General features: G+C 65.1%; 17 protein-coding genes and 1 tRNA gene. 14 read left to right on the forward strand and 4 right to left on the reverse strand.

Annotation, left to right across the window (positions count from 1 at the left end):
- Positions 1-76: 76 nt before the first annotated feature.
- The 6 genes from cmk to QA600_RS16180 all read left to right on the forward strand — a co-directional run bounded on the left by cmk (position 77) and on the right by QA600_RS16180 (position 4,255).
- Positions 77-652, forward strand: a complete 576-nt coding sequence (gene cmk / locus QA600_RS16155; protein ID WP_278292973.1) for a (d)CMP kinase — start codon at positions 77-79, stop codon at positions 650-652.
- Positions 652-1,554, forward strand: coding sequence for an RNA-guided pseudouridylation complex pseudouridine synthase subunit Cbf5 (locus QA600_RS16160; RefSeq protein ID WP_278292974.1), 903 nt, complete (start codon positions 652-654; stop codon positions 1,552-1,554). Before cmk ends, QA600_RS16160 begins: the two co-directional genes overlap by 1 nt.
- 65 nt (positions 1,555-1,619) lie before the next feature.
- Positions 1,620-1,690, forward strand: a tRNA-Pro gene (locus QA600_RS16165).
- Positions 1,691-2,310: 620 nt separating this feature from the next.
- Positions 2,311-2,499, forward strand: a complete 189-nt coding sequence (locus QA600_RS16170) for a hypothetical protein (RefSeq protein WP_278292975.1) — start codon at positions 2,311-2,313, stop codon at positions 2,497-2,499.
- 357 nt (positions 2,500-2,856) lie between these two features.
- A complete protein-coding gene (locus QA600_RS16175) occupies positions 2,857-3,681 on the forward strand; it encodes a hypothetical protein (RefSeq protein WP_278292976.1) in 825 nt (274 codons plus the stop codon).
- Between the two features lie 52 nt (positions 3,682-3,733).
- The gene (locus QA600_RS16180; protein ID WP_278292977.1) at positions 3,734-4,255 is read left to right on the forward strand and encodes an acyltransferase; all 522 of its coding nucleotides are present in this window, start codon (positions 3,734-3,736) and stop codon (positions 4,253-4,255) included.
- A gap of 16 nt (positions 4,256-4,271) precedes the next feature.
- Here the strand turns inward: QA600_RS16180 and QA600_RS16185 are convergent, their stop codons facing one another.
- A complete protein-coding gene (locus tag QA600_RS16185; RefSeq protein WP_278292978.1) occupies positions 4,272-5,441 on the reverse strand; it encodes an FAD-dependent oxidoreductase in 1,170 nt (389 codons plus the stop codon).
- A gap of 96 nt (positions 5,442-5,537) precedes the next feature.
- The gene (gene rocF, locus QA600_RS16190) at positions 5,538-6,458 is read right to left on the reverse strand and encodes an arginase (protein ID WP_278292979.1); all 921 of its coding nucleotides are present in this window, start codon (positions 6,456-6,458) and stop codon (positions 5,538-5,540) included.
- A gap of 96 nt (positions 6,459-6,554) precedes the next feature.
- Between rocF and QA600_RS16195 the strand changes: the two genes are divergently transcribed.
- From QA600_RS16195 to QA600_RS16205, 3 genes are all read left to right on the forward strand, one after another.
- A complete protein-coding gene (locus tag QA600_RS16195) occupies positions 6,555-7,235 on the forward strand; it encodes a metal-dependent transcriptional regulator (RefSeq protein WP_278292980.1) in 681 nt (226 codons plus the stop codon).
- Between the two features lie 141 nt (positions 7,236-7,376).
- A complete protein-coding gene (locus tag QA600_RS16200) occupies positions 7,377-8,306 on the forward strand; it encodes a metal cation transporter (RefSeq protein WP_278292981.1) in 930 nt (309 codons plus the stop codon).
- Positions 8,307-8,451: 145 nt separating this feature from the next.
- A complete protein-coding gene (locus QA600_RS16205) occupies positions 8,452-8,985 on the forward strand; it encodes an Rrf2 family transcriptional regulator (protein WP_278292982.1) in 534 nt (177 codons plus the stop codon).
- Positions 8,986-9,061: 76 nt separating this feature from the next.
- Here QA600_RS16205 and gyrA read toward each other — a convergent pair whose 3' ends face one another.
- Together gyrA and gyrB are read right to left on the reverse strand one after the other, a co-directional pair.
- On the reverse strand, positions 9,062-11,548 hold the full coding sequence (gene gyrA, locus QA600_RS16210) for a DNA gyrase subunit A (RefSeq protein WP_278292983.1): 2,487 nt from the start codon (positions 11,546-11,548) through the stop codon (positions 9,062-9,064).
- Positions 11,549-11,607: 59 nt separating this feature from the next.
- Complete coding sequence (gene gyrB, locus QA600_RS16215; protein ID WP_278292984.1) at positions 11,608-13,539, reverse strand: DNA topoisomerase (ATP-hydrolyzing) subunit B; 1,932 nt, start codon at positions 13,537-13,539, stop codon at positions 11,608-11,610.
- Between the two features lie 330 nt (positions 13,540-13,869).
- Here gyrB and QA600_RS16220 point away from each other — a divergent pair, with 330 nt between their 5' ends.
- From QA600_RS16220 to QA600_RS16240, 5 genes are all read left to right on the forward strand, one after another.
- On the forward strand, positions 13,870-15,105 hold the full coding sequence (locus tag QA600_RS16220; protein ID WP_278292985.1) for a divalent metal cation transporter: 1,236 nt from the start codon (positions 13,870-13,872) through the stop codon (positions 15,103-15,105).
- 142 nt (positions 15,106-15,247) lie between these two features.
- A complete protein-coding gene (locus QA600_RS16225; RefSeq protein ID WP_278292986.1) occupies positions 15,248-16,027 on the forward strand; it encodes a sulfite exporter TauE/SafE family protein in 780 nt (259 codons plus the stop codon).
- A 96-nt stretch (positions 16,028-16,123) separates the two neighbouring features.
- Positions 16,124-16,546: a universal stress protein gene (locus QA600_RS16230; RefSeq protein WP_278292987.1), complete on the forward strand. Its 423-nt coding sequence runs from the start codon at positions 16,124-16,126 to the stop codon at positions 16,544-16,546.
- 80 nt (positions 16,547-16,626) lie between these two features.
- A complete protein-coding gene (locus QA600_RS16235) occupies positions 16,627-17,874 on the forward strand; it encodes a hypothetical protein (protein WP_278292988.1) in 1,248 nt (415 codons plus the stop codon).
- Between the two features lie 79 nt (positions 17,875-17,953).
- Entirely contained in the window at positions 17,954-19,006 is a 1,053-nt protein-coding gene (locus QA600_RS16240; protein ID WP_278292989.1) for a potassium channel family protein, read from the forward strand.
- Positions 19,007-19,019: the final 13 nt, after the last annotated feature.

Raw genomic sequence — 19,019 nt, forward strand, 5'->3', positions numbered from 1 at the left:
CACACTCCCCGCGCGACCGAGTTCGAGGCGTCGACCGATTCAAAACCCATTTTACCCGCCCCGCCGCAGTTCGAATATGTTACTTACCGTCTCCGGCCCGCCGGGAAGCGGGAAGAGTACAACCGCGGGGTTACTCGCCGACACCTTCGATCTCGACCACGTCAGCGGCGGAGACATCTTCCGCGAACTGGCCGACGAACGCGGCTACACCCCTCTCGAGTTCAACAAGCTGGCCGAGGAGAACGACGAGATCGACCGGGACCTCGACCGCCGACTCCGGGAGATCGCCATCGAGGACGACGACCTCGTCCTCGAGTCGCGGCTGGCGGGCTGGCTCGCTGGCGACTACGCCGACTTCCGGTTCTGGCTCGACGCGCCGGCGTCGGTCCGCGGCGAGCGAATCGCCGAACGTGAGGAGAAGGATCCACGACGAGCAACCGAAGAGACCGAGGCCCGGGAGGCGAGCGAGGCCCAGCGCTACCAGGAGTACTACGGGATCGACATCCGGGATCTGACGATCTACGACCTCTCGGTGAACACGGCCCGCTGGGATCCGGACGCCGTCCTCGATATGCTCGTCACCGCCGTCGACGAGTACGAGGCCGACGGCGACGAGGGGAAAGCGCCCGTCACCGCAGACTACAAGTTTTGATGGCGTTGCGTGGTCCACCCGAGGAGCGTTCGCCCGCCGAACTGTTGCGCTTCGGCGTCGTCAACCTCGACAAACCTCCGGGACCGTCCTCTCACCAGGTCAGCGGCTGGCTCCGCGACGAGGTCGCCGACGCCCTCACCAAACACGGCGCGGAGCCGATCGACCAGGCGGCCCACGCCGGCACCCTCGATCCGAAGGTAACGGGCTGTCTGCCGGTCATGCTCGGCGAGGCGACCCGACTCGCCCAGACGTTCCTCGAGGGCGAAAAGGAGTACGTCGCCGTCCTCGAGTGTCACGGCTCGGTGCCGGGAGACGCCGAGTCGATCGCCGGCGAGTTCGAGGGACCGATCTACCAGAAACCGCCCCGGAAGAGCGCCGTCTCGCGTCGGCTCCGGGTACGCGAGATCTACGACCTCGACGTCCTCGAGGTCGAGGATCGTCGGCTGCTCCTGCGAATCAGGTGCGAGAGCGGAACCTACGTTCGCAAACTCTGTCACGACCTGGGGCTCGCACTCGGCACCGGTGGCCACATGGGCCACCTCCGCCGGACGTCGACGACGCCGTTCGACGACTCGACGCTGCACACGGCACAGGCGTTCTACGACGCGCTCGCGTTCTGGCTCGAGGACGACGACCCCGAGCCTCTGTACGACGTGGTCGAGCCCGCCGAGCGCATCCTCGAGCACATCCCTCGAGTGACGATCGCCGACAGCGCGGCCGAGCAGGTCGCGACCGGTGCGCCCGTCTACGCGCCCGGCGTGCTCGAGGCCGACGACGCCGAGCGAGGGTCGCTGGTGGCCTGTTTCACGTCCGACGGCGCCGCCGTCTGTCTGGGCACACTGGTCGGCGATTCCGACGCGGAGTCGGGAACCGTCGTCGACCTCGAGCGAGTGCTGGTCTGAGTTCGGACGGCAGTCTCGAGTCGAAACGACACGCTTAAACGGCAGACGGCCATCGGTCAAGGTACGGGACCGTGGGGTAGTGGTATCCTCTGCGGATGGGGTCCGTAGGACCCGAGTTCAATTCTCGGCGGTCCCATTTTCACGACGTAACGAACGAGGGAGCGGAGCGACCGTTGTGACGTGAGGAGTGGAAATGGGAGCAGGGAGCAGCTTTGCTGCGACCGTGGTCCCACTGTTTTCGGAGAGAACGTGGGGATACGAGGGCGAGCGTAGCGAGTCCCCGTACTCTCTCTTTTGACGCGAGCAAAAACGTGAGCCGCAGAAGTCGAGTGCCGGCGTATTTCACCGGGGAGGTCGACTCGAGGGATCATCAACCACGGTAATACCCGCGTTGAACGCGTCGGCAGTGGGATTCTGACGAGAACACCGTTCAGAACGCGCTCGTATCGTCGTAGTGAACGCGGAGAGCAGCCGAGGTCGGCGTGTCGTCTCGAGTGCGCGCGCTGATTCGGTGATCGACGCGGATAGTGGCAGGATCGCCGACCCGACCGTTCGCAGACCGGACGACGAAAGTGGGATCCGAACGGGTTCGGGATGGCGTGGAGAAAGTCACGACAATTCCGATAAACGATCGGTAACTCGAGCGGACGATCACCCGGTTCAATACGCTCGTCGCGAGTAGCGAACGATGCCGGGAAGCGTTACCGGTGACACACCACCACCTACCGACCACCACCCCGACCCGGCGTTTCGACGATGACGACGCAAAACCGAGAGAAGCGAGCCGCCGTCTGTGAGAACTGCGGCGAGGTCTGTGCCGTCTGGCGCCGACCCGACGGCGAGATTCGTCCGATCAGTTCCACGAGTGGCTGTGGCTGCGAGAAGCGAGCGCTTCGCGTCGTCGATGTGCTCGGACCGCCCGACGAGAGCAGTAGCAGCCGCTGACCGTCAGTCCGGGTCGGACTACGCGACGGTCGTAGACTGCTGTGCGAATCGTTCTTATTCGGCAGATCCTCCGTCGGAGAATCGAAATTCGGTTCCGTTGCACCTCGGGCAGACGTCCTGGCGTTTCGGAACGGGCTCGGAGCCGCCCCCCGCCAGTAAGACGAACTCGCAGTCGCTGCACTCGACGAACTCGCGCACTGGCAACCGATTGGAACTCGACGGTTGAGTAGCCTTCACCACGTTGTGTAGGTATGGCTCACGTCCGACACGACCCGAGAGCGACCAATGCTCGCTCGAGTCGGACTCTGTCGGCCCCGACCGGCGGCTTTATCGGCGTTCGTTGCGGAGGGATCGGCTATGACGGTCGTTCTCGCCGGCGTTGGCGCCGACAGCACGAACCTCGGAGCGCTCGGGCCGCTGTACGACGACGGACGGTTCGAGTACGTCCCGATCCCGGAGAAGACCCATGAGACGACGGAGACGGAGACGCTCGGCTCCTGGGCGCTGCGCGGCGACGACGGCGTCGCGGCCGATCTCACGACCCGAATCGAACCCCAGCCGGTCCGTGGCGGCCGTGAGCCCGTTTCCGGCGACGACCTCGAATCCTGGCCGCTCCACCGCGATCCCAACTTCGAGGCGCTGACCTACGGCGAACACCGCACCAGCGGCTACGTCTCCCGGCTGCGCGGCCTCGAACCCGGCGACGTCGTCGGTTTCTACGCCGGGCTCCGGCGACCGGGCGGCGACCGCGCTCACCGCTACCTGATCGGCTACTTCACCGTCGACTCGGTCGCCGTCGTCACCCCCGAACAGTCGGACGAGGAGCGGCGAGCGATCCTCGAGGCCCACCCCGAGAACGCCCACGCCAAGCGCGCGCGGGGCGACGAGCTCTACCTCGAGAAGCCGGTCGTGATCGTCGACGGCGGCGAGCCGGGCGGACTGTTCGACAGGGATCCGATCCGGATCAGCGACTACTACGTCAGGGAGGGTAACGTCCAGGCCCAGTACTACCTGCGCGAGGAGATCGAGTCCGCGTGGAACGTCCGGGAGGGCGGTGCGAACATGATGTTCAAACCCGCCTACCGCTGTGAACTCTCGGGGGAGCGCTTCCGCGAGAAAGTCGGGCTTCCCGGGGAGCGCTCGAGTGCGGACCCGCCCTCGAGACGAAGTGTACCCGAGTGAAGACCGCGAAACCGGTCGGTTTCATGTCGCGACAGTCCGAACATTCCCCGCAGTGACCGACGAGACGCCCTCCCGCCACGACCGCGTGCGCAGCCACCGGACACCCGGTGTCGCCAACTCCCTCGCCCACTGGACTCGAGCGCGTAGCCCGCTCCGGGTCGCGATCAACTACGTCGTCGTCTGGCTCGTCCGGATCTCGCCGAGCCTGCGGCTCAAGCGCTGGCTGCTCCGACGGATCGGTACCACCGTCGGCACCGGCGTCTCCTGGGGACTCGAGGCCACGCCGGACGTGTTCTGGCCCGAGCTGATCACCGTCGAGGATCACGCGATCGTCGGCTACGATGCGACGCTGCTGTGTCACGAGTTCCTTCAGGAGGAGTACCGAACGGGCGAGGTCGTCGTCGGCGAGCGGGCGATGATCGGCGCGGGCGCGATCGTGTTACCGGGCGTCGAGATCGGCGCGGGCGCGAGCGTCGCGGCAAACTCCCTAGTCACGCGGGACGTCGAACCGGGAGCAACCGTGGCGGGTGTGCCGGCCCGTCCGATGGACGCCGAATCGCTCGCCGGGGACTGATCGAACGACTTCGAAGCTACAGGGACGGCCAGGCCTTTCGAGCGCGGTTCGCCGAGGAGATGTCGGCGATCCAGCGGGCGGCGATCGCCTTCTTCAGGTTCTTCGCGGGGGCGCCGCCGAAGGTGTCGACGGGAAGTGCGAGACCGAACGCCGGCTTGACGCCGTGGGCGACGGCCTTGTCGCCGACGGAGACGACGGTCCCTTTGTCCTTGTGCTCCCAGGTCTTCAGCGGTCGGTTCTGGATGGCGCGGTTGATGTTCTCGGCGGCGACGTCCGCAGCCTGCCAGGCGGCCTGGGCCGTTGGCGGTGCGGGTCGGTCGCCCTGGTCGACGACCGCGGAGTCGCCGATCGCGAAGACGCGCTCGTTCGACGTCTGGAAGTTCGCACCGGCGTTGACGCGGTTGTGCTCCTTCTCGAGGTCGGCCGTCTCGAGGGCATCCCGGCCCGTGATCCCGCCGGTCCAGACGAGTACGTCGTGGCTCAGGGGCTCGCCCTCGTCGAAGTGGATCACGTCGTCGTTCGCTTCGGTGATCGGATCGTCCGTGTGGATCTGGACGCCAGCGTCCTGGAGCAGGTCTCGAAGCGCCTGCTGGATCTCCGGATCGTTGCCTGGGAAGATCTCCTCCAAGGCCTCGACAAGGTGGATCTCGAGGGGCGCGCGGTGGTTGTCGCGGAACTCGGCGATTTCGCCGGCGGTCTGGATACCCGAGAGACCGGCGCCGCCGATGACGATCTGGGCGGGGTCGCCGCGGGTCGCCTCACGGCTCGCCTCCACGACGGCCTCGTGGATCTGGAGGGCATCGTCGAGGCCCTTGAGGGTCAGTGAGTGGTCCTCGAGGCCGGGGATGCCGTAGTAGGCGGTCTGGCTTCCCAGCGCGACGAGGACGTAGTCGTAGTCGACGTCCTCGCCGTCGGCGAGTTCGACGACTCGCTCGTCTGTGTCGAGACCGGTGACCTCGTCCTCGACGAACCGGGTCGAGGGTGCTGCGATCTCCTCGACGGGGATCGTGATATCCTCCTGGACGTCGGGATCACGGATCACGCGGTGGGATTCGTGAAGGACGAGGTGGTAGTCGACGTCGGCGATCCAGGTCAGGCGCGCGTTGTCATCGAGCTCCGATTGAAGCGTTTTGACCGCACCGGCCCCGGCGTAGCCGGCGCCGAGTACGACGACGTTCTCGGTCATACGTGTCACTCTGAAACACTCCGATACAAAGGTGTTGAAACAGGAACGGCCGAGAGTGAGATTCACACGCTCGGAGTCTGCCCGAGCGAGCGCAGCTTAGAGGATCCGCTTGCCGAAGGCGCTCGCCGTGAGGTCGGCCGCGAGCGTCGCCGTCTCGTTTCGCTCGTCGAGGATCGGGTTTACCTCGACGACGTCCATCGAGCGAAGGACGTCGTCGCGCCGGTTTCGCGTCGAGACCCGCTCGAGCGCGGAGTGGGCCTCCCGATAGGTGACGCCGCCACGAACCGGGGTCCCGACGCCGGGGGCCGCCTTCGGATCGAGCCAGTCGAGGTCGAGGCTGACGTGGATCCCGTCGGTCCCGTCGGTCGCGACGTCGAGGGCGTCCTCGACGACGTTCGTGATCCCTCGCTCGTCGATATCGGCCATCGTGAACGCGGTCATCTCGCTGTCGCGGATCCACTCGCGTTCGCGCTCGTCGATGCTGCGGAGGCCGACGTACGCGATCGACTCTTCGCGGAGGTTCCGGGCGCTGGCCCACTCCATCTCGTCGAACGCCCCCCAGCCGAGTGCCGCGGCGAGTGGCATCCCATGGACGTTCCCGCTCGGGGAGGATTCGGGCGTGTTGAGGTCGGCGTGGGCGTCGAACCAGATCGCACCCAGCTCCGCGGTTCGGGAGGCGCCTGTCATCGAGCCGATCGCGACCGAGTGATCGCCACCCAGCACGAGCGGGAATTCCTCGTCGTCGAGCGTCTCGGCGACCTCTTCGGAGAGTCGCGAGCAGACGTCGCCGACCTCGCGAAGGAACTTCGCGTTCCCCTCGCGGGGCTGGGTGGCGTCCGGATCACGCTCCTCGGCCCGCGGAATGTGTAGATCGCCGGCGTCGACCGGTTCGACGCCCGCACCCTCGAGTTCGTCGGCCAGTCCGGCGTACCTGATCGCCGACGGACCCATGTCGACGCCGCGACGGTTCGCCCCGTAGTCCATCGGCGCGCCGATGATTCGCACTGTCTGTCCCATACGATCCCTTTCGGGAGCACCGTTTTGTTCGTGCCGGTTCACGTCGAATCTCGGCGGCGATAGGTTTAGGGTTAGACGGCTCGAAAACCGATCGAAATGATGCTGAGCGACGTGATGGAAGACTATCTCAAGGCGATCTACCAGCTCCAGCAGGGGACCGACGACCGGATCAAGACGTCGGCGATCGCCGAGGAACTGGACGTTACGTCGCCGACCGTCACCAGCATGCTCGAGAAACTCGAGGAACGCGGGCTCGTCGACCGCGAGAAGTACCGCGGCGTCACCCTCTCCGAAGAGGGTGAGACGGTCGCGCTCGAGGTCGTTCGCCACCATCGGCTGCTCGAGTCCTACCTGACCGAGCACCTGGACTACGACTGGTCGGAGGTCCACGAGGAGGCCGACCGGCTCGAACACCACATCAGCGAGGACTTCGAGGCTCGCGTCGCGGCCGCGCTCGACGAGCCGACGGTCGACCCCCACGGGTCGCCGATCCCTAGCGCGGACCTCGAGCCACCCGAGCGCCGAACGGGCGAATCTATCGCCGGTTTCGAGGAAGGCGACGTCGTCGTCGTCGAGGAGGTCGCCGACCGCGATCCGGAGATCCTCTCGTACCTGGCCGACCACGGCATCGAACCGGGGGTCGAACTCGAGATCCTCGAGGTCGCACCCTTCGGCATGGTGACGGCCCGTTCGAGTGTACACGACGAGCCGGTATCGATCCCCGAGACGGTCGCTCATCACGTTCGCGTCGCCCGACCAGTCGAGGCCGAAGGCTAAGTTACGATTCCGAACCGTAGTCGTTTTGTCGCCGACATTTGATTAGTCTCAGTCGAAAGATAACTGAGAAAGGCATATGATTAGACGCGTCTAAAGGATGCGTAATGAATCAGCGACGCGTTCAGATCAAGGTGTGGCAGTATGGATAACGAGTTGCCGATACACGAACGAGTCCCGCACTGGGTTCTCGCTATCGCTCCGCTCGTCGTTCTGGCGGCCGTGCTCGCCCTGCTGGTCGTTACCTCGCCGTTCGGTGATCTCGGATCGATGGCGGACGCGAGCACCGTCGATATCCTCTGGATGCTCACGATCATCGGCTTCCTGGCCGGGATCGTTCCGGTCGCGATCGGAATGCTCTGGTTTCCGTTCATTCGCGCACTGGAGTATCGGTTCATCCACGCGTTTCTCGCGCTCTCGGCCGGCGTCCTCGCCTTTATCGCCTTCGAGATGACCGAGCAGGTCTTCGACTACGGTGGCGAACTCGAGAGCACGTCGCTCGCGGTAGCCGCCGCGGTCGGAGGTGTAGCCGTGACGTTCGGGATCATGTACGCGCTCAGCAGGTGGCGCCAGCGGACGGTGGCGACAGGCGCCGAGAAGAGCGGCCTCCACGTCGCCTACCTGGTCGCCGTCGCGCTCGGCCTCCACAGCATCGGTGAGGGGCTGGCCATCGGAACGGCGTTCGTTCTCGGCCAGGGCGAACTCGTGATGCTCCTGGTGATCGGATTCGTCATGCACAACATCATGGAGGGCCCGACCGTCGTCGCCGCGGTTGCCCGTGATACGGCGAGCCCGCCGCTTCACCACTTCGCCATCATGGGCGTACTGGCCGGGGGTCCGGTGATCCTGGGCGGCTGGATCGGCAGTCTCGCCGACTCGGCGCTGCTCGCAGTGATCTTCTACGCGATCGCGATCGGCGCGATCCTGCAGGTGCTGGTCGAGCTCGCCGAACTCATTCGCTTCGACGCCGACACGATCGTGACGCGTCTCAACGCCGTGACGTTCGTCGCCGGCGTCGCGCTCATGTTCGTGCTCGAGGACGTCATCGTGGAGGGGTGGATCCTCCCCGGCTGACCCGTTCACGATGACGCGGCTGTAGCCCGAATTCCACAGAGGGCGGAAAGGAAACTGATTACTGGGTCGGGCAGCTACCTCCTAATCGACCGAACGTCCCGACCTACCCGTCGGGTTTAAGGAAATCAATCACGAAGAATACAGCATGTCATCAATCGAACTCACCCCTAGCCAGAAGAAAATTCTCCGCGCGTTGACGAACTTGCACAAGGAATCGGAAGACGCGATCAAGGGCGAGGATATCGCCGAACAGGTAGACCGCAACCCGGGCACTATCCGCAACCAGATGCAGAGCCTGAAGGCGCTCCAGCTGGTCGAGGGCGTTCCCGGTCCGAAAGGCGGCTACAAGCCGACCGCCGCCGCGTTCGAGGCCCTCGAGATCCAGCAGATGGACGACCCCGCCTCCGTCCCCGTCGAACACGAGGGTGAACCCCTCGAGGGCATCATCGTCGAGGAGATCGACCTCTCGAGCGTCCACCACCCCGAACTCTGCCGGGCGGAGATTCACATGCAGGGCACCTCGGACGGGATCGAGGAAGGTGACTCGGTCACGGTCGGCCCGACGCCGCTGTCGAAGCTTGTCATTGAGGGGACCCTCGACGGACGAGACGATACGAACAACATCCTCATCCTCCGGATCGACGATATGGTCGCGCCGGCCGAGGAACCAAGCCACTAGCTGACTGGGAACCGTTCTCTCGATTCCCCGATCTGTCGTCCGTTCTTTCCTCCCGGAAAACCGGGCTGCGGTGCCGTCAGTTCGCGTCGGCGTGCTCGTTCTCGTCGGTCACCGAGGCCGCCGGCAGGACGTCAACGCTCGCGACGGCGTCGCCGTCTTCGACGTCCATGACGATCACGCCCATCGTGTTCCGGCCGACGGTCGAGATCTCGTCGACCCGTGTCCGGACGATCTGACCGCGCTCGCTCATCATCACGAGGTGGTCGTCGGCGTCGACGGCCTTGACGGTGGCTACGTGTCCGTTCCGCCCGTCAGTCTTGATGTCGATCAGCCCCTTGCCGTAGCGGGACTGGGTCCGGTACTCCGAGAGCGGCGTTCGCTTGCCGTACCCGTTCCGAGTGACGGTCAGTAGCGCGCGCTCGTCGGCCTCGTCGGTCGCGACCAGTCCGGCGACGGCGTCGCCGTCGGTGAGCTTGATCCCGTTGACCCCGCGGGCGTTTCGTCCCATCGCCCGGACCTCGCCCTCGTCGAAGCGGATCGTCATCCCGCCTTCGGTGGCGATCACCAGGTCCTGGGAGCCGTCAGTGACCTCGACGTCGACCAGTTCGTCGTCCTCCTCGAGATCGGCGGCGATGATCCCCGTCGAGCGGATGTTGTCGAACTCCTCGCCGGCAGTCCGCTTGACGTAGCCGTTTCTGGTGACCATCGTCACATACTCGTCGTCGCCGAACGCATCGGTGTCGACGATCGCCGTGATATCCTCGTCGGCGTCCAGATCGAGGATGTTGACCGCGGACTTCCCGCGGGCCGTCCGGCCCATTTCGGGGATCTCGTAGGTCTTCAGCTGGTAGACCTTCCCCTGGTTGGTAAAGCAAAGCAGGAAGTCGTGGGTGTTCGCCCGGAACACCGTCGAAACGCGGTCATCGTCCTTCACGTCCGCGCCGATGATCCCTTTTCCGCCTCGGCCCTGGGGGTCGAAATCGTCGATCGGCATCCGCTTGACGTAGTCGTCCTCGGTCATCACGACGACGACCTCCTCCTCCGGAATGAGGTCCTCGTGAGTGACCGTCCCCTGGTCCTCGATTATCGAGGTCCGGCGCTCGTCGCCGTACTCATCTTTGATCTCACGAAGTTCGTCCTTAATGACCTCCAGCAGTTCGGACTCACTTTCGAGGATCTCCGTCAGGCGTTCGATCTCCGCCTGGACTTCCTCGTACTCCTCGTCGATCTCGGCGGCCTCCATCGAGGTGAGACTGCCGAGTTGCATCCGAACGATGTGCTGGGCCTGTTCCTCCGAGAACCCGTACTGGTCCTGCAGCCCCGCTTTGGCCGCGGAACGGTCCTCGCTGTTGCGAATCAGCTCGACGACGTCTTCGGCGTTCTCGACGGCCTTCAGCCGCCCCTCGAGGATGTGCGCTCGGTCCTCGGCCTCCGCGAGATCGTACTCGCTGCGCCGGCGGACGACCTCGCGGCGGTGGTCGACGTACTCCTGCAGAGTTTCTCTGAGCGAGAGCACCTGTGGCTGGCCGTCGACCAGTGCGAGGTTGATGATGCCGAACGTCTTCTCGAGGTGGCTCTCGAGGAGCTTGTTCTTCACGACGTCGACGTTCGCGCCGCGCTTGAGTTCGATGACGATACGGACGCCGTCGCGGTCGGACTCGTCGCGCAGGTCGGTGATCCCCTCGAGGTCGCCCTCAGTGACGTCCTCGGCGATGCGCTCGACGAGGCGAGCCTTGTTCTCCTGGAAGGGAAGTTCGGTGACGACGATCCGCTCGCGACCGGACTTCCACTCCTCGACTTCGAACTCGGCGCGGACTCGAACCCGTCCGCGGCCGGTCTTGTACGCCGAGTAGACGGCGTCGCGACCGACGATGTTCGCGCCGGTCGGAAAGTCGGGACCCTTGACGTGGTCCATCAGCTCCTCGACGGTGGCGTCGGGGTTGTCGATCAGTTCGATCGTCGCGTCGATCACCTCGCCTAAGTTGTGCGGCGGGATGTTCGTCGACATCCCGACCGCGATCCCCGAGGAGCCGTTGACCAGCAGGTTCGGGAACGCCGCGGGCAGAACGTCGGGTTCCTGCAGGCGGTCGTCATAGTTCGCCGAGAAGTCGACCGTATCTTTTCCGATGTCCTCGAGGAGTTCCTCGGCGACGGGGGCCATCCGGGCCTCCGTGTACCGGGGTGCAGCAGCCGGATCGCCGTCCATCGAGCCAAAGTTCCCCTGGCCGTCGACCAGCGGGTAGCGCATCGAGAAGTCCTGGGCCATTCGGACCAGGGTGTCGTAGATCGCGCTGTCGCCGTGGGGGTGGTAGTCACCCATCGTCTCCCCGACGATCGAGGAGGATTTGCGGTGGCTGCTACCCGAGGAAACGCCCAGTTCGTGCATCGCGTACAGGATGCGCCGGTGAACCGGCTTGAGGCCGTCCCGGACGTCGGGCAGGGCCCGGCCCGCGATGACGCTCATCGCGTAGTCGATGTAGCTCTGCTCCATCTCGTCCTCGATCCGGACGGACTCGATCGAGGCCGCCTCGATATCGGTGGGATCGGGTACTTCCGAACTCATGCGTGGATACTCACCGTGTCTCGGTCTCGTCTTCGTGTAGTCTCGTGCATTCGATTACCTCAGATGTCGATCCACTCCGCCTCGGGAGCGTGGTCCTTGATGAACTGCTTGCGCGGTTCGACGGCGTCGCCCATCAGCACGGAGAACATCTTGTCCGCCGCGGCCGCGTCCTCGACCGTGATCTGCTTGAGGATGCGGTTCTCGGGGTTCATCGTCGTCTCCCAGAGCTGTTCGGGGTTCATCTCGCCCAGTCCCTTGAACCGCTGGACCTGGGTCGGATTCCCGTCGCAGACCTCCTCGACGATTTCGTCGCGTTCGGCGTCGGTCATCGCGTCGTAGGTCTCGCCGCGATAGCGGATGCGGTACAACGGCGGCTGGGTCGCGTAGACGTAGCCGCCCTCGAGCAGCGGTCGCATGTGCCGGTAGAAGAACGTGAGCATCAGGGTGCGGATGTGGGCGCCGTCGACGTCGGCGTCCGTCGCCATGATGATCTTCTTGTACCGCACGTCGTCGATATCGAACTCGTCGCCGATCCCCGCGCCGATCGCGGTGATCATGTTGCGGATCTCGTCGTTCTCGAGGATGCGATCCAGGCGATGTTTCTCGACGTTGAGAATCTTCCCCTTGATCGGGAGGACGGCCTGGAACTCGGGGTTGCGTGCCTGCTTTGCGCTGCCGCCCGCGGAGTCACCCTCCGCGATGAACAGTTCGGCCTCATCGGGGTCTTTCGTCTGACAGTCCGCGAGCTTACCAGGGAGGGAGGTCGACTCGAGGGCGGACTTCCGGCGCGTGAGCTCCTCGGCCTTCTGGGCGGCCTTGCGGGCCTTCGCGGCCTCGACGGCCTTGAGGACGATCGCCTGGGCGGTGTCGGGGTGTTCCTCGAAGTAGGTGCCCAGCTGTTCGTGCATCGCGCCCTCGACGATCCCCCGAACCTCGCTGTTGCCGAGTTTCGTCTTCGTCTGGCCCTCGAACTGCGGGTCGGGGTGTTTGACCGAGATTACCGCGGTCAGTCCCTCGCGGATGTCCTCGCCCGTGAGGTTGCCGTCGATATCGCCGAGCAGGTCGTTCTCGTTGCCGTAGTCGTTGACGACCCGGGTCAGCGCGGTCTTGAACCCGGTGAGATGGGTCCCGCCCTCGCGAGTGTTGATGTTGTTCGCGAAGGCGTGGATCGAGCCCTGCAGGTCCTCGGTCGCCTGCATCGCGACCTCGACCTGGATGTTCTGTTCTTCGTCCTCAAAGTAGATGACGTCGTCGTGCATCACCGAGCGCGTCTCGTTGAGATACTCGACGAACTCGCGGATACCGCCCTCGTACTCGTAGGTCTCCTCGATGGCCTCGTCATCCTCGGCTTCCTGGCGCTCGTCGCGGAGGGTGATGCGAACGCCGGAGTTGAGGAAGGCGAGCTCTCGAAGGCGGTTCGACAGCGTCGAGAACGAGAAGTCACCGGTCTCGAAGACGCCCGTATCGGGCCAGAACGTGATCTCAGTCCCGGTCTCCTCGTCGTCGTCCATGTCGCGAGCACGCTCCATATCGCCGACGGGCTCGCCCGCCTCGAACGCGTGGCGAAAGACCGCACCGTCGCGTTTGACTTCCGCCTCGAGCCGCTCGGAGAGGGCGTTGACGACGCTGACGCCGACGCCGTGGAGCCCGCCCGACACCTGGTAGGACTTGTTGTCGAACTTCCCGCCCGCGTGGAGGACCGTCAGGATGACCTCGAGTGCGGGGCGCTCGTACTCGTCGTGGGTGTCGACGGGAATCCCGCGGCCGTCGTCGGAGACGGTCACCGAGTCGTCGGCGTTGATGGTGACGGTAATGTCGTCGCAGTGACCGGCGAGGGCCTCGTCGATCGAGTTGTCCACCACCTCGTAGACGAGGTGGTGAAGCCCCCGCGCGTCGGTAGAGCCGATATACATCGCTGGTCGCTTTCGCACAGCCTCCAGGCCCTCAAGGACCTGGATCTGTCCGGCGCCGTACTCGCTTTCCTGGGACATGAGAAACCTGTTTTCGGGTAGCGCCCGGCTGGGTATAAAACTTCGCGTACGCGCGCGAGCGCGTCGAGAGTCGTCGACGAGGCCTGACCGGTGTACAACGGCTATCACCGAAACAGGTGCCAAGAAGCGTCCCGGTCGGCGGTCGGAGAAGAGTTGGAGTTTCTTTAATATACTTCCAAACATACGCCATCTCAGGCTGTCTTCTCAAACGAATCACGCCCGACGGTTCTGGTATGGTGATTCGGAATCCGATCCACGGCGAGCAGTTGTCGGAGAGTCGGCACCGAACGACGCCGACTCTCCAGCGCGGTTCAGGGTGAGATTCGATTTATGGGTCAAACCAGTTCTGTCGTCGACGTGCCGTTTAAGCGGGCGAAGGAAACGGTTCACCAGTACGGGCTCGGCCTCCTGTTCGCAGCGAACATCTTCGGCGCCGGTTCCGTCTACATCCTGACCGAGGCAGGACTCCTGTTCGGATACGGCCTCCTGTGGGTGTTGCCCCTCGGGCTCGGCGTCGGGCTCGTGATGCACGAAATGTCCGCGCGCCTGGCCGCCGAGGACCGTCCGCTAATGACCTACATCAGGGACGTTCTCGGGGAGCGGACGGCGAAACCGTTCGCGTTCGGGATCTCGTTTATCATGCAGTTCTGGAGCGTGGCCAACTACGCCCTCGCGGGGGCTGCACTCGTCTACCTCACGCCGCTGTCGAACCTGTACGTCGCGGTCATCGTCTCGGCAGCGCTGGGAATCGCACTGGTCGAACTCCGGGTCTACAGCCGGATCGAAGGCGTGATCGCGGCGCTCGTGTTCGCGATCTTCACCTCCTATCTCGTCATCGTGGCGAACCTCCAGCCGCCCGCGACGGGCATCGCCGGCGGGTTCGTCCCCGAGATCGTCGGGGACATCGAGTACATGACGATGATTATCGCCCTGCTCGGGACGACCGTCTACTACCCGAACTTCTTCATCCAGACGAGCATGCAACACGAGAAAAACTGGGACGTCTCGCGCTACCGACGCGATCACACGGTCGGACTGGCGGCCGTCATCGCGCTCAGTGCGACCGTGATCGTCGCAGCCGCGATCTCGATGCCCGACGCCGACCTGGCGTTTACCACGCCCGCCGAACCCCTGGTCGAGATGATCGGCGAGTGGGTCCTCGGCCTCTTCATCCTCGCGGTCGGCGCCGCCTCCTTCAGCAGCGCCACCGGAACGCTGTTTGCCGCCGGATTCATGGTGCCCCAGTCCTCGGGGATCTCGACCCAGTTCGGCGATCTGCACTTTCGGCGCACCGTCCACTTCCTGATCGGGATCTCGGTCGCGCTGGCGATTCCGATCCTCGCCTTCACCGACTTCACGCCGGTCGACCTGGCGCTGTTGATGCCCGCGGTCAACGGCGTCGTCGGACTTCCGCTGACCGCGCTGGCGCTGTTCGCGGCCGTCCGCCGGTACTTCGACCCGTCACGGCTCGAGCAGGCGGTCTTCCTGACGGCCGTCGTCGTACTGTTCCTCACGTCGCTCGTAACGGGTGAAGACCTCGCTCGCTCCGTCTTCGAGCTGCTGTAGCGGGCGAGGACGTTCGGACGAGACTCCGGTTCGATCCGCCGTTTCTCCCACCGTCCGGCGTCCCATTCCGACGGTATCGACGCCGGAGATGCAATCGGAAGAGTCAGGCCTCCCGAGTTAATCGACCCGACAACGCTTCCAGATGCTCGAGTTACCCTTCGGTTTCGCGCTCGCGCTACTGCTCGTCTGTATCGCCTTCTTCTCCGGGATCGGCATCACCACCATCGGACCCGGCGGCATCTTCGTGACGATCGCGCTCTACTCGCTGACGCCCCTTCCCTCGAGCCAGGTTGCGGGCACCGCCCACGCGACGTTCATCGTCACCGGGCTGGTCGGCAGCGTTGCCTACCTCTACTCCGGCGAGATGAAAACCGGCGAGAGCCGCGCGATCGCGATCGTCCTCAGTCTCTCGAGCGTCCTCGGCGCCCTGCTCGGTTCCCAGATCAATCCGTTAGTCTCGCGGTCGCTGTTCGGGATCCTGCTCGGCGGCGTCGCGATGACCGTCGGCGGGGTCATCCTCTACCGCGAGCGCCGGGGGTTCACGCCGATCGTCGACGTCGATCCGCTGACCCGGGAGGGGCAGATTGCGCTCGGCGGGCTGGGGCTCGTTCTCGGGGTCGCCAGCGGCCTGCTGGGGATCGGCGGCCCCGTCCTCGCGGTGCCGGCGCTCGTGCTTGTCGGCGTCCCAATGTTGCTGGCCGTCGCGGTCGCGCAGGTCCAGTCGATCTTCATCGCGGTGTTCGCGACCGCCGGCTACGCCGTCCAGGGCGACGTCCTCCTCCCGCTGGCGGTCGTCGTCGGGACGCCGCTGTTGCTCGGCGTCGTCGTCGGCTGGAAGATCGCTCACGTCGTCAATCCAGCGCGACTGAAGGTCGCGCTGGGCGTCGTCCTGCTCGGCGTCGGCCCGTACCTCGCGCTGTGACCGCTCGAACCCTGGGGGTTCGGATCGGCGATTGCCCCTGTAACCTGTCGATCAGGTACCAGACTCAAGAGCGTCCCGGGCTAGTCTCCCGATATCATGCCACCCCGGATCCTCGTTCCGTTCGACGGCTCCGATCCCGCTCGAGCGGCCCTCGAGTACGCAATCGAGCTGTTTTCGGACGGCGAGTTCCTCGCGTTGACCGTCGTCGACACCGCCTCACAGCCGGTGATCCCGAACGCGGCCGACGACGCCGACGAGGAGTTCCAGGAGATTCGCGAGGAGGCCGACGAGCAACTGAGCGGTGCAGAGCGGATTGCGAACGAGCACGGCGTCTCCCTCGAGAAGCGAAGTCGAATCGGCTCGCCGGCCCAGGAAATCATCGACTGCGCCGAGGAGGGTGCGTTCGACCACGTCGTGATGGGGAGTCGCGGTCGGTCGGGCGTGACGCGACTCCTGTTGGGCAGTGTCGCGGAGGTCGTCGTCAGACACTCGCCGGTTCCGGTAACCGTCGTTCGGTGACCGCAAGCGCGTGTTGGTCGGCCAGCGGTGGCCATTGCCGGCCCAACGGACTTCCACCTCGCTCCGAAATCACCGGCAGAATGCTTCCGTACGTCGTGTTAGGCGTTGCGGTACTCGTGGCAGCGGTCGGTCTCGAGCGGCTCTCCTATCGGGCGCTCGAGCGAAATCCCTCCGTCGCGACCGAGGAGTTCCCCGGGATCGATCGCGAGCTGCTAGGCAAGTTCAGCAGCTTCGACGCCGAACTGGGCTGGGTCCCCCAGCCCGACCGGGAGAAACAGAAGGACACCGGCGACCACCTCCCCGGCGAGGAGGTCCGCAGCGTCGTCACCTACTCGACCGACGAGTACGGCAGCCGCGTCTGTCGCGCGAACGATCGGGGCGAAGACGACGACGTCACGGTGTCGACCTACGGCGACTCCTACTGTTTCTGCCGGGAGGTCGACGACGACGAGACGTTCCAGCACTACCTGTCCCAGGAACTCGACACCCACGTCGCCAACTACGGCGGCGGCAACTACGGGTTAGACCAGGCACTGATGCGGATGAAACGCCAGTACCCCGAGGAGGAGACCGACTACGTCTTCGTCGTGGTCACCGCCTCCTCGATCGCCCGCATCCTCTCGGTGTGGAAACACTACCAGGAGTTCGGCAACATCTTAGCGGTCAAACCCCGCTACACACTCGAGGACGGCGCCCTGAAGCGCATCGACAGTCCGATCGAGGAGAAGGAGGACCTGCTCGATCTGGAGTCGAAGGCCGACTTCCTGCGTGAACACGACTTCCACTACGACCACTGGTTCAAACCGCACCACGCCTCGCGGCCCTACACCGCCGACCTGCTCGACGATTCGGAGAACGTCCGCCACGCGCTCTGTGAGGGTGGAATCGAACTCGAGAAACGAACCGGGCGAGCGATCCCAGGAGTCGACTTCGACGACGCCAAAAATCGCACCGAACTCCGGATGGAACGGCCCCGAGTTCGCTACCACGAGCGGCTGTTCGACACCCACGAGGACCTGTTCGACGCCCTGATCGGGGAGTTCGTCGACTACGCCGACGAGCAGGAGTTCACCCCGGTGTTCGTGATGGTCCAGCAGCTCCGGTACGCGAAGTACGAGGCCGAGCACGGCCCGATCTACGGCGATCTCATGGAGCGACTCGACACCGAGTACGACGATCTCGAGACGGTCGACATGGCGACTCACCTCTCGGGCGGCGGCGACGTCGAGTCGCTGTACGTCGAGCGCGGCGAGGGCGGCCACTACAGTCCGCAGACCAACAGGAAGATTGCACGGGTGCTGGCCGATATCGTCGAGGACGACCGATAGCGACGAGTCCGAACTCGTTCACCCGGCGGTGCAGTAACCGGGGTGTCGTTGACGGGGCTCGAGTCCGTACCCCCTGAAAATGCAACCGCTGTACCTCGCGCTCGGGATCGTCGTGCTGATCGCGGTCATCGTGGATATTATCTGGACGACGCTGTGGGTCGACGGCGGCTCGGGTCCGCTCTCGGGTCGGCTGACGACGGGCGTCTGGCGCGGGCTCCGGATCCTGACGGGCGATCACTCGAAGGCGCTCAGCATCGCCGGGCCGCTGATCCTCACGCTGACGCTCGCGATGTGGATCGCGCTGCTGTGGTTCGGCTGGACGTTCCTCTTCGCCGGGGGCGACACCGCACTCATCAGCCCGCAGACGGGCGAGCCCGCGGACTGGACGGGACACTTCTACTACGTCGCCTACACCATGTTCACGAACGGAAACGGCGATTACTCGCCGACCTCGGGAACCTGGGAGATCGCGAGTTCCTTTACGACTGCGACGGGGATGGCCTTCGTCACGCTCGGCGTCTCCTATATCCTGACCGTCCTCGGCGCGGTCTCCGAGAAGCGGGCGTTCGCCAACAGCGTCACCGGGCTCGGCGAGCGAAGCGAGGAGTTCGTCCGCGCGGGCTGGAGCGACGAGAAGTTCGGCGGGCTGGACCTCCCCGTCGAGTCGCTGGCCTCGGATCTCTCCGAACTCGCGGATAAACACAAAGCGTACCCAATCCTTCACTACTACCACAGCGAGAAGGGCGAGCGGGCCTCGGCGATGGCCGTCCCGATCTTCGACGAGGCCATGACGCTGTTTCGCTACGGCGTCGACGACGACACCCAGCTCAACCCGGCCCTGGTCGAGAACGCCCGCTCGAGCACGGACAGCTACCTCGACACGCTCGAGACCGCCTTCATCGAACCGGCCGACGAGGTCCCCCCGCAGCCGGACCTCGAGCGACTCCGCGAGGACGATATTCCGACGGTCGACGACGGGGAGTTCGAGGACGCCGTCGCGGAGCTGACCGAGCGTCGGCGGAACCTGCTGGGCGTCGTCCAGGCTGACGCGTGGCACTGGCCGCCGATCGGCGACGACGACGACTCGGTGCCCCGTCCCGACGACGCCGCCGAGGAGAGCGGCTCGCGATAGTTCACTTTCACCG

The organism is Natronococcus sp. A-GB1, from assembly GCF_029688845.1.
Lineage (GTDB): Archaea > Halobacteriota > Halobacteria > Halobacteriales > Natrialbaceae > Natronococcus.

Excerpts from the sequence above, each read along its gene's own strand:
- QA600_RS16175 (WP_278292976.1), top strand. The coding sequence starts at position 2,857 with ATGACGGTCGTTCTCGCCGGCGTTGGCGCCGACAGCACGAACCTCGGA.
- cmk (WP_278292973.1), top strand. The coding sequence starts at position 77 with ATGTTACTTACCGTCTCCGGCCCGCCGGGAAGCGGGAAGAGTACAACC.
- gyrB (WP_278292984.1), bottom strand. The coding sequence starts at position 13,539 with ATGTCCCAGGAAAGCGAGTACGGCGCCGGACAGATCCAGGTCCTTGAG.
- QA600_RS16185 (WP_278292978.1), bottom strand. The coding sequence starts at position 5,441 with ATGACCGAGAACGTCGTCGTACTCGGCGCCGGCTACGCCGGGGCCGGT.
- QA600_RS16200 (WP_278292981.1), top strand. The coding sequence starts at position 7,377 with ATGGATAACGAGTTGCCGATACACGAACGAGTCCCGCACTGGGTTCTC.
- rocF (WP_278292979.1), bottom strand. The coding sequence starts at position 6,458 with ATGGGACAGACAGTGCGAATCATCGGCGCGCCGATGGACTACGGGGCG.
- QA600_RS16195 (WP_278292980.1), top strand. The coding sequence starts at position 6,555 with ATGATGCTGAGCGACGTGATGGAAGACTATCTCAAGGCGATCTACCAG.
- QA600_RS16160 (WP_278292974.1), top strand. The coding sequence starts at position 652 with ATGGCGTTGCGTGGTCCACCCGAGGAGCGTTCGCCCGCCGAACTGTTG.
- QA600_RS16205 (WP_278292982.1), top strand. The coding sequence starts at position 8,452 with ATGTCATCAATCGAACTCACCCCTAGCCAGAAGAAAATTCTCCGCGCG.
- QA600_RS16220 (WP_278292985.1), top strand. The coding sequence starts at position 13,870 with ATGGGTCAAACCAGTTCTGTCGTCGACGTGCCGTTTAAGCGGGCGAAG.
- QA600_RS16230 (WP_278292987.1), top strand. The coding sequence starts at position 16,124 with ATGCCACCCCGGATCCTCGTTCCGTTCGACGGCTCCGATCCCGCTCGA.
- QA600_RS16225 (WP_278292986.1), top strand. The coding sequence starts at position 15,248 with ATGCTCGAGTTACCCTTCGGTTTCGCGCTCGCGCTACTGCTCGTCTGT.
- QA600_RS16170 (WP_278292975.1), top strand. The coding sequence starts at position 2,311 with ATGACGACGCAAAACCGAGAGAAGCGAGCCGCCGTCTGTGAGAACTGC.
- QA600_RS16240 (WP_278292989.1), top strand. The coding sequence starts at position 17,954 with ATGCAACCGCTGTACCTCGCGCTCGGGATCGTCGTGCTGATCGCGGTC.
- QA600_RS16235 (WP_278292988.1), top strand. The coding sequence starts at position 16,627 with ATGCTTCCGTACGTCGTGTTAGGCGTTGCGGTACTCGTGGCAGCGGTC.
- gyrA (WP_278292983.1), bottom strand. The coding sequence starts at position 11,548 with ATGAGTTCGGAAGTACCCGATCCCACCGATATCGAGGCGGCCTCGATC.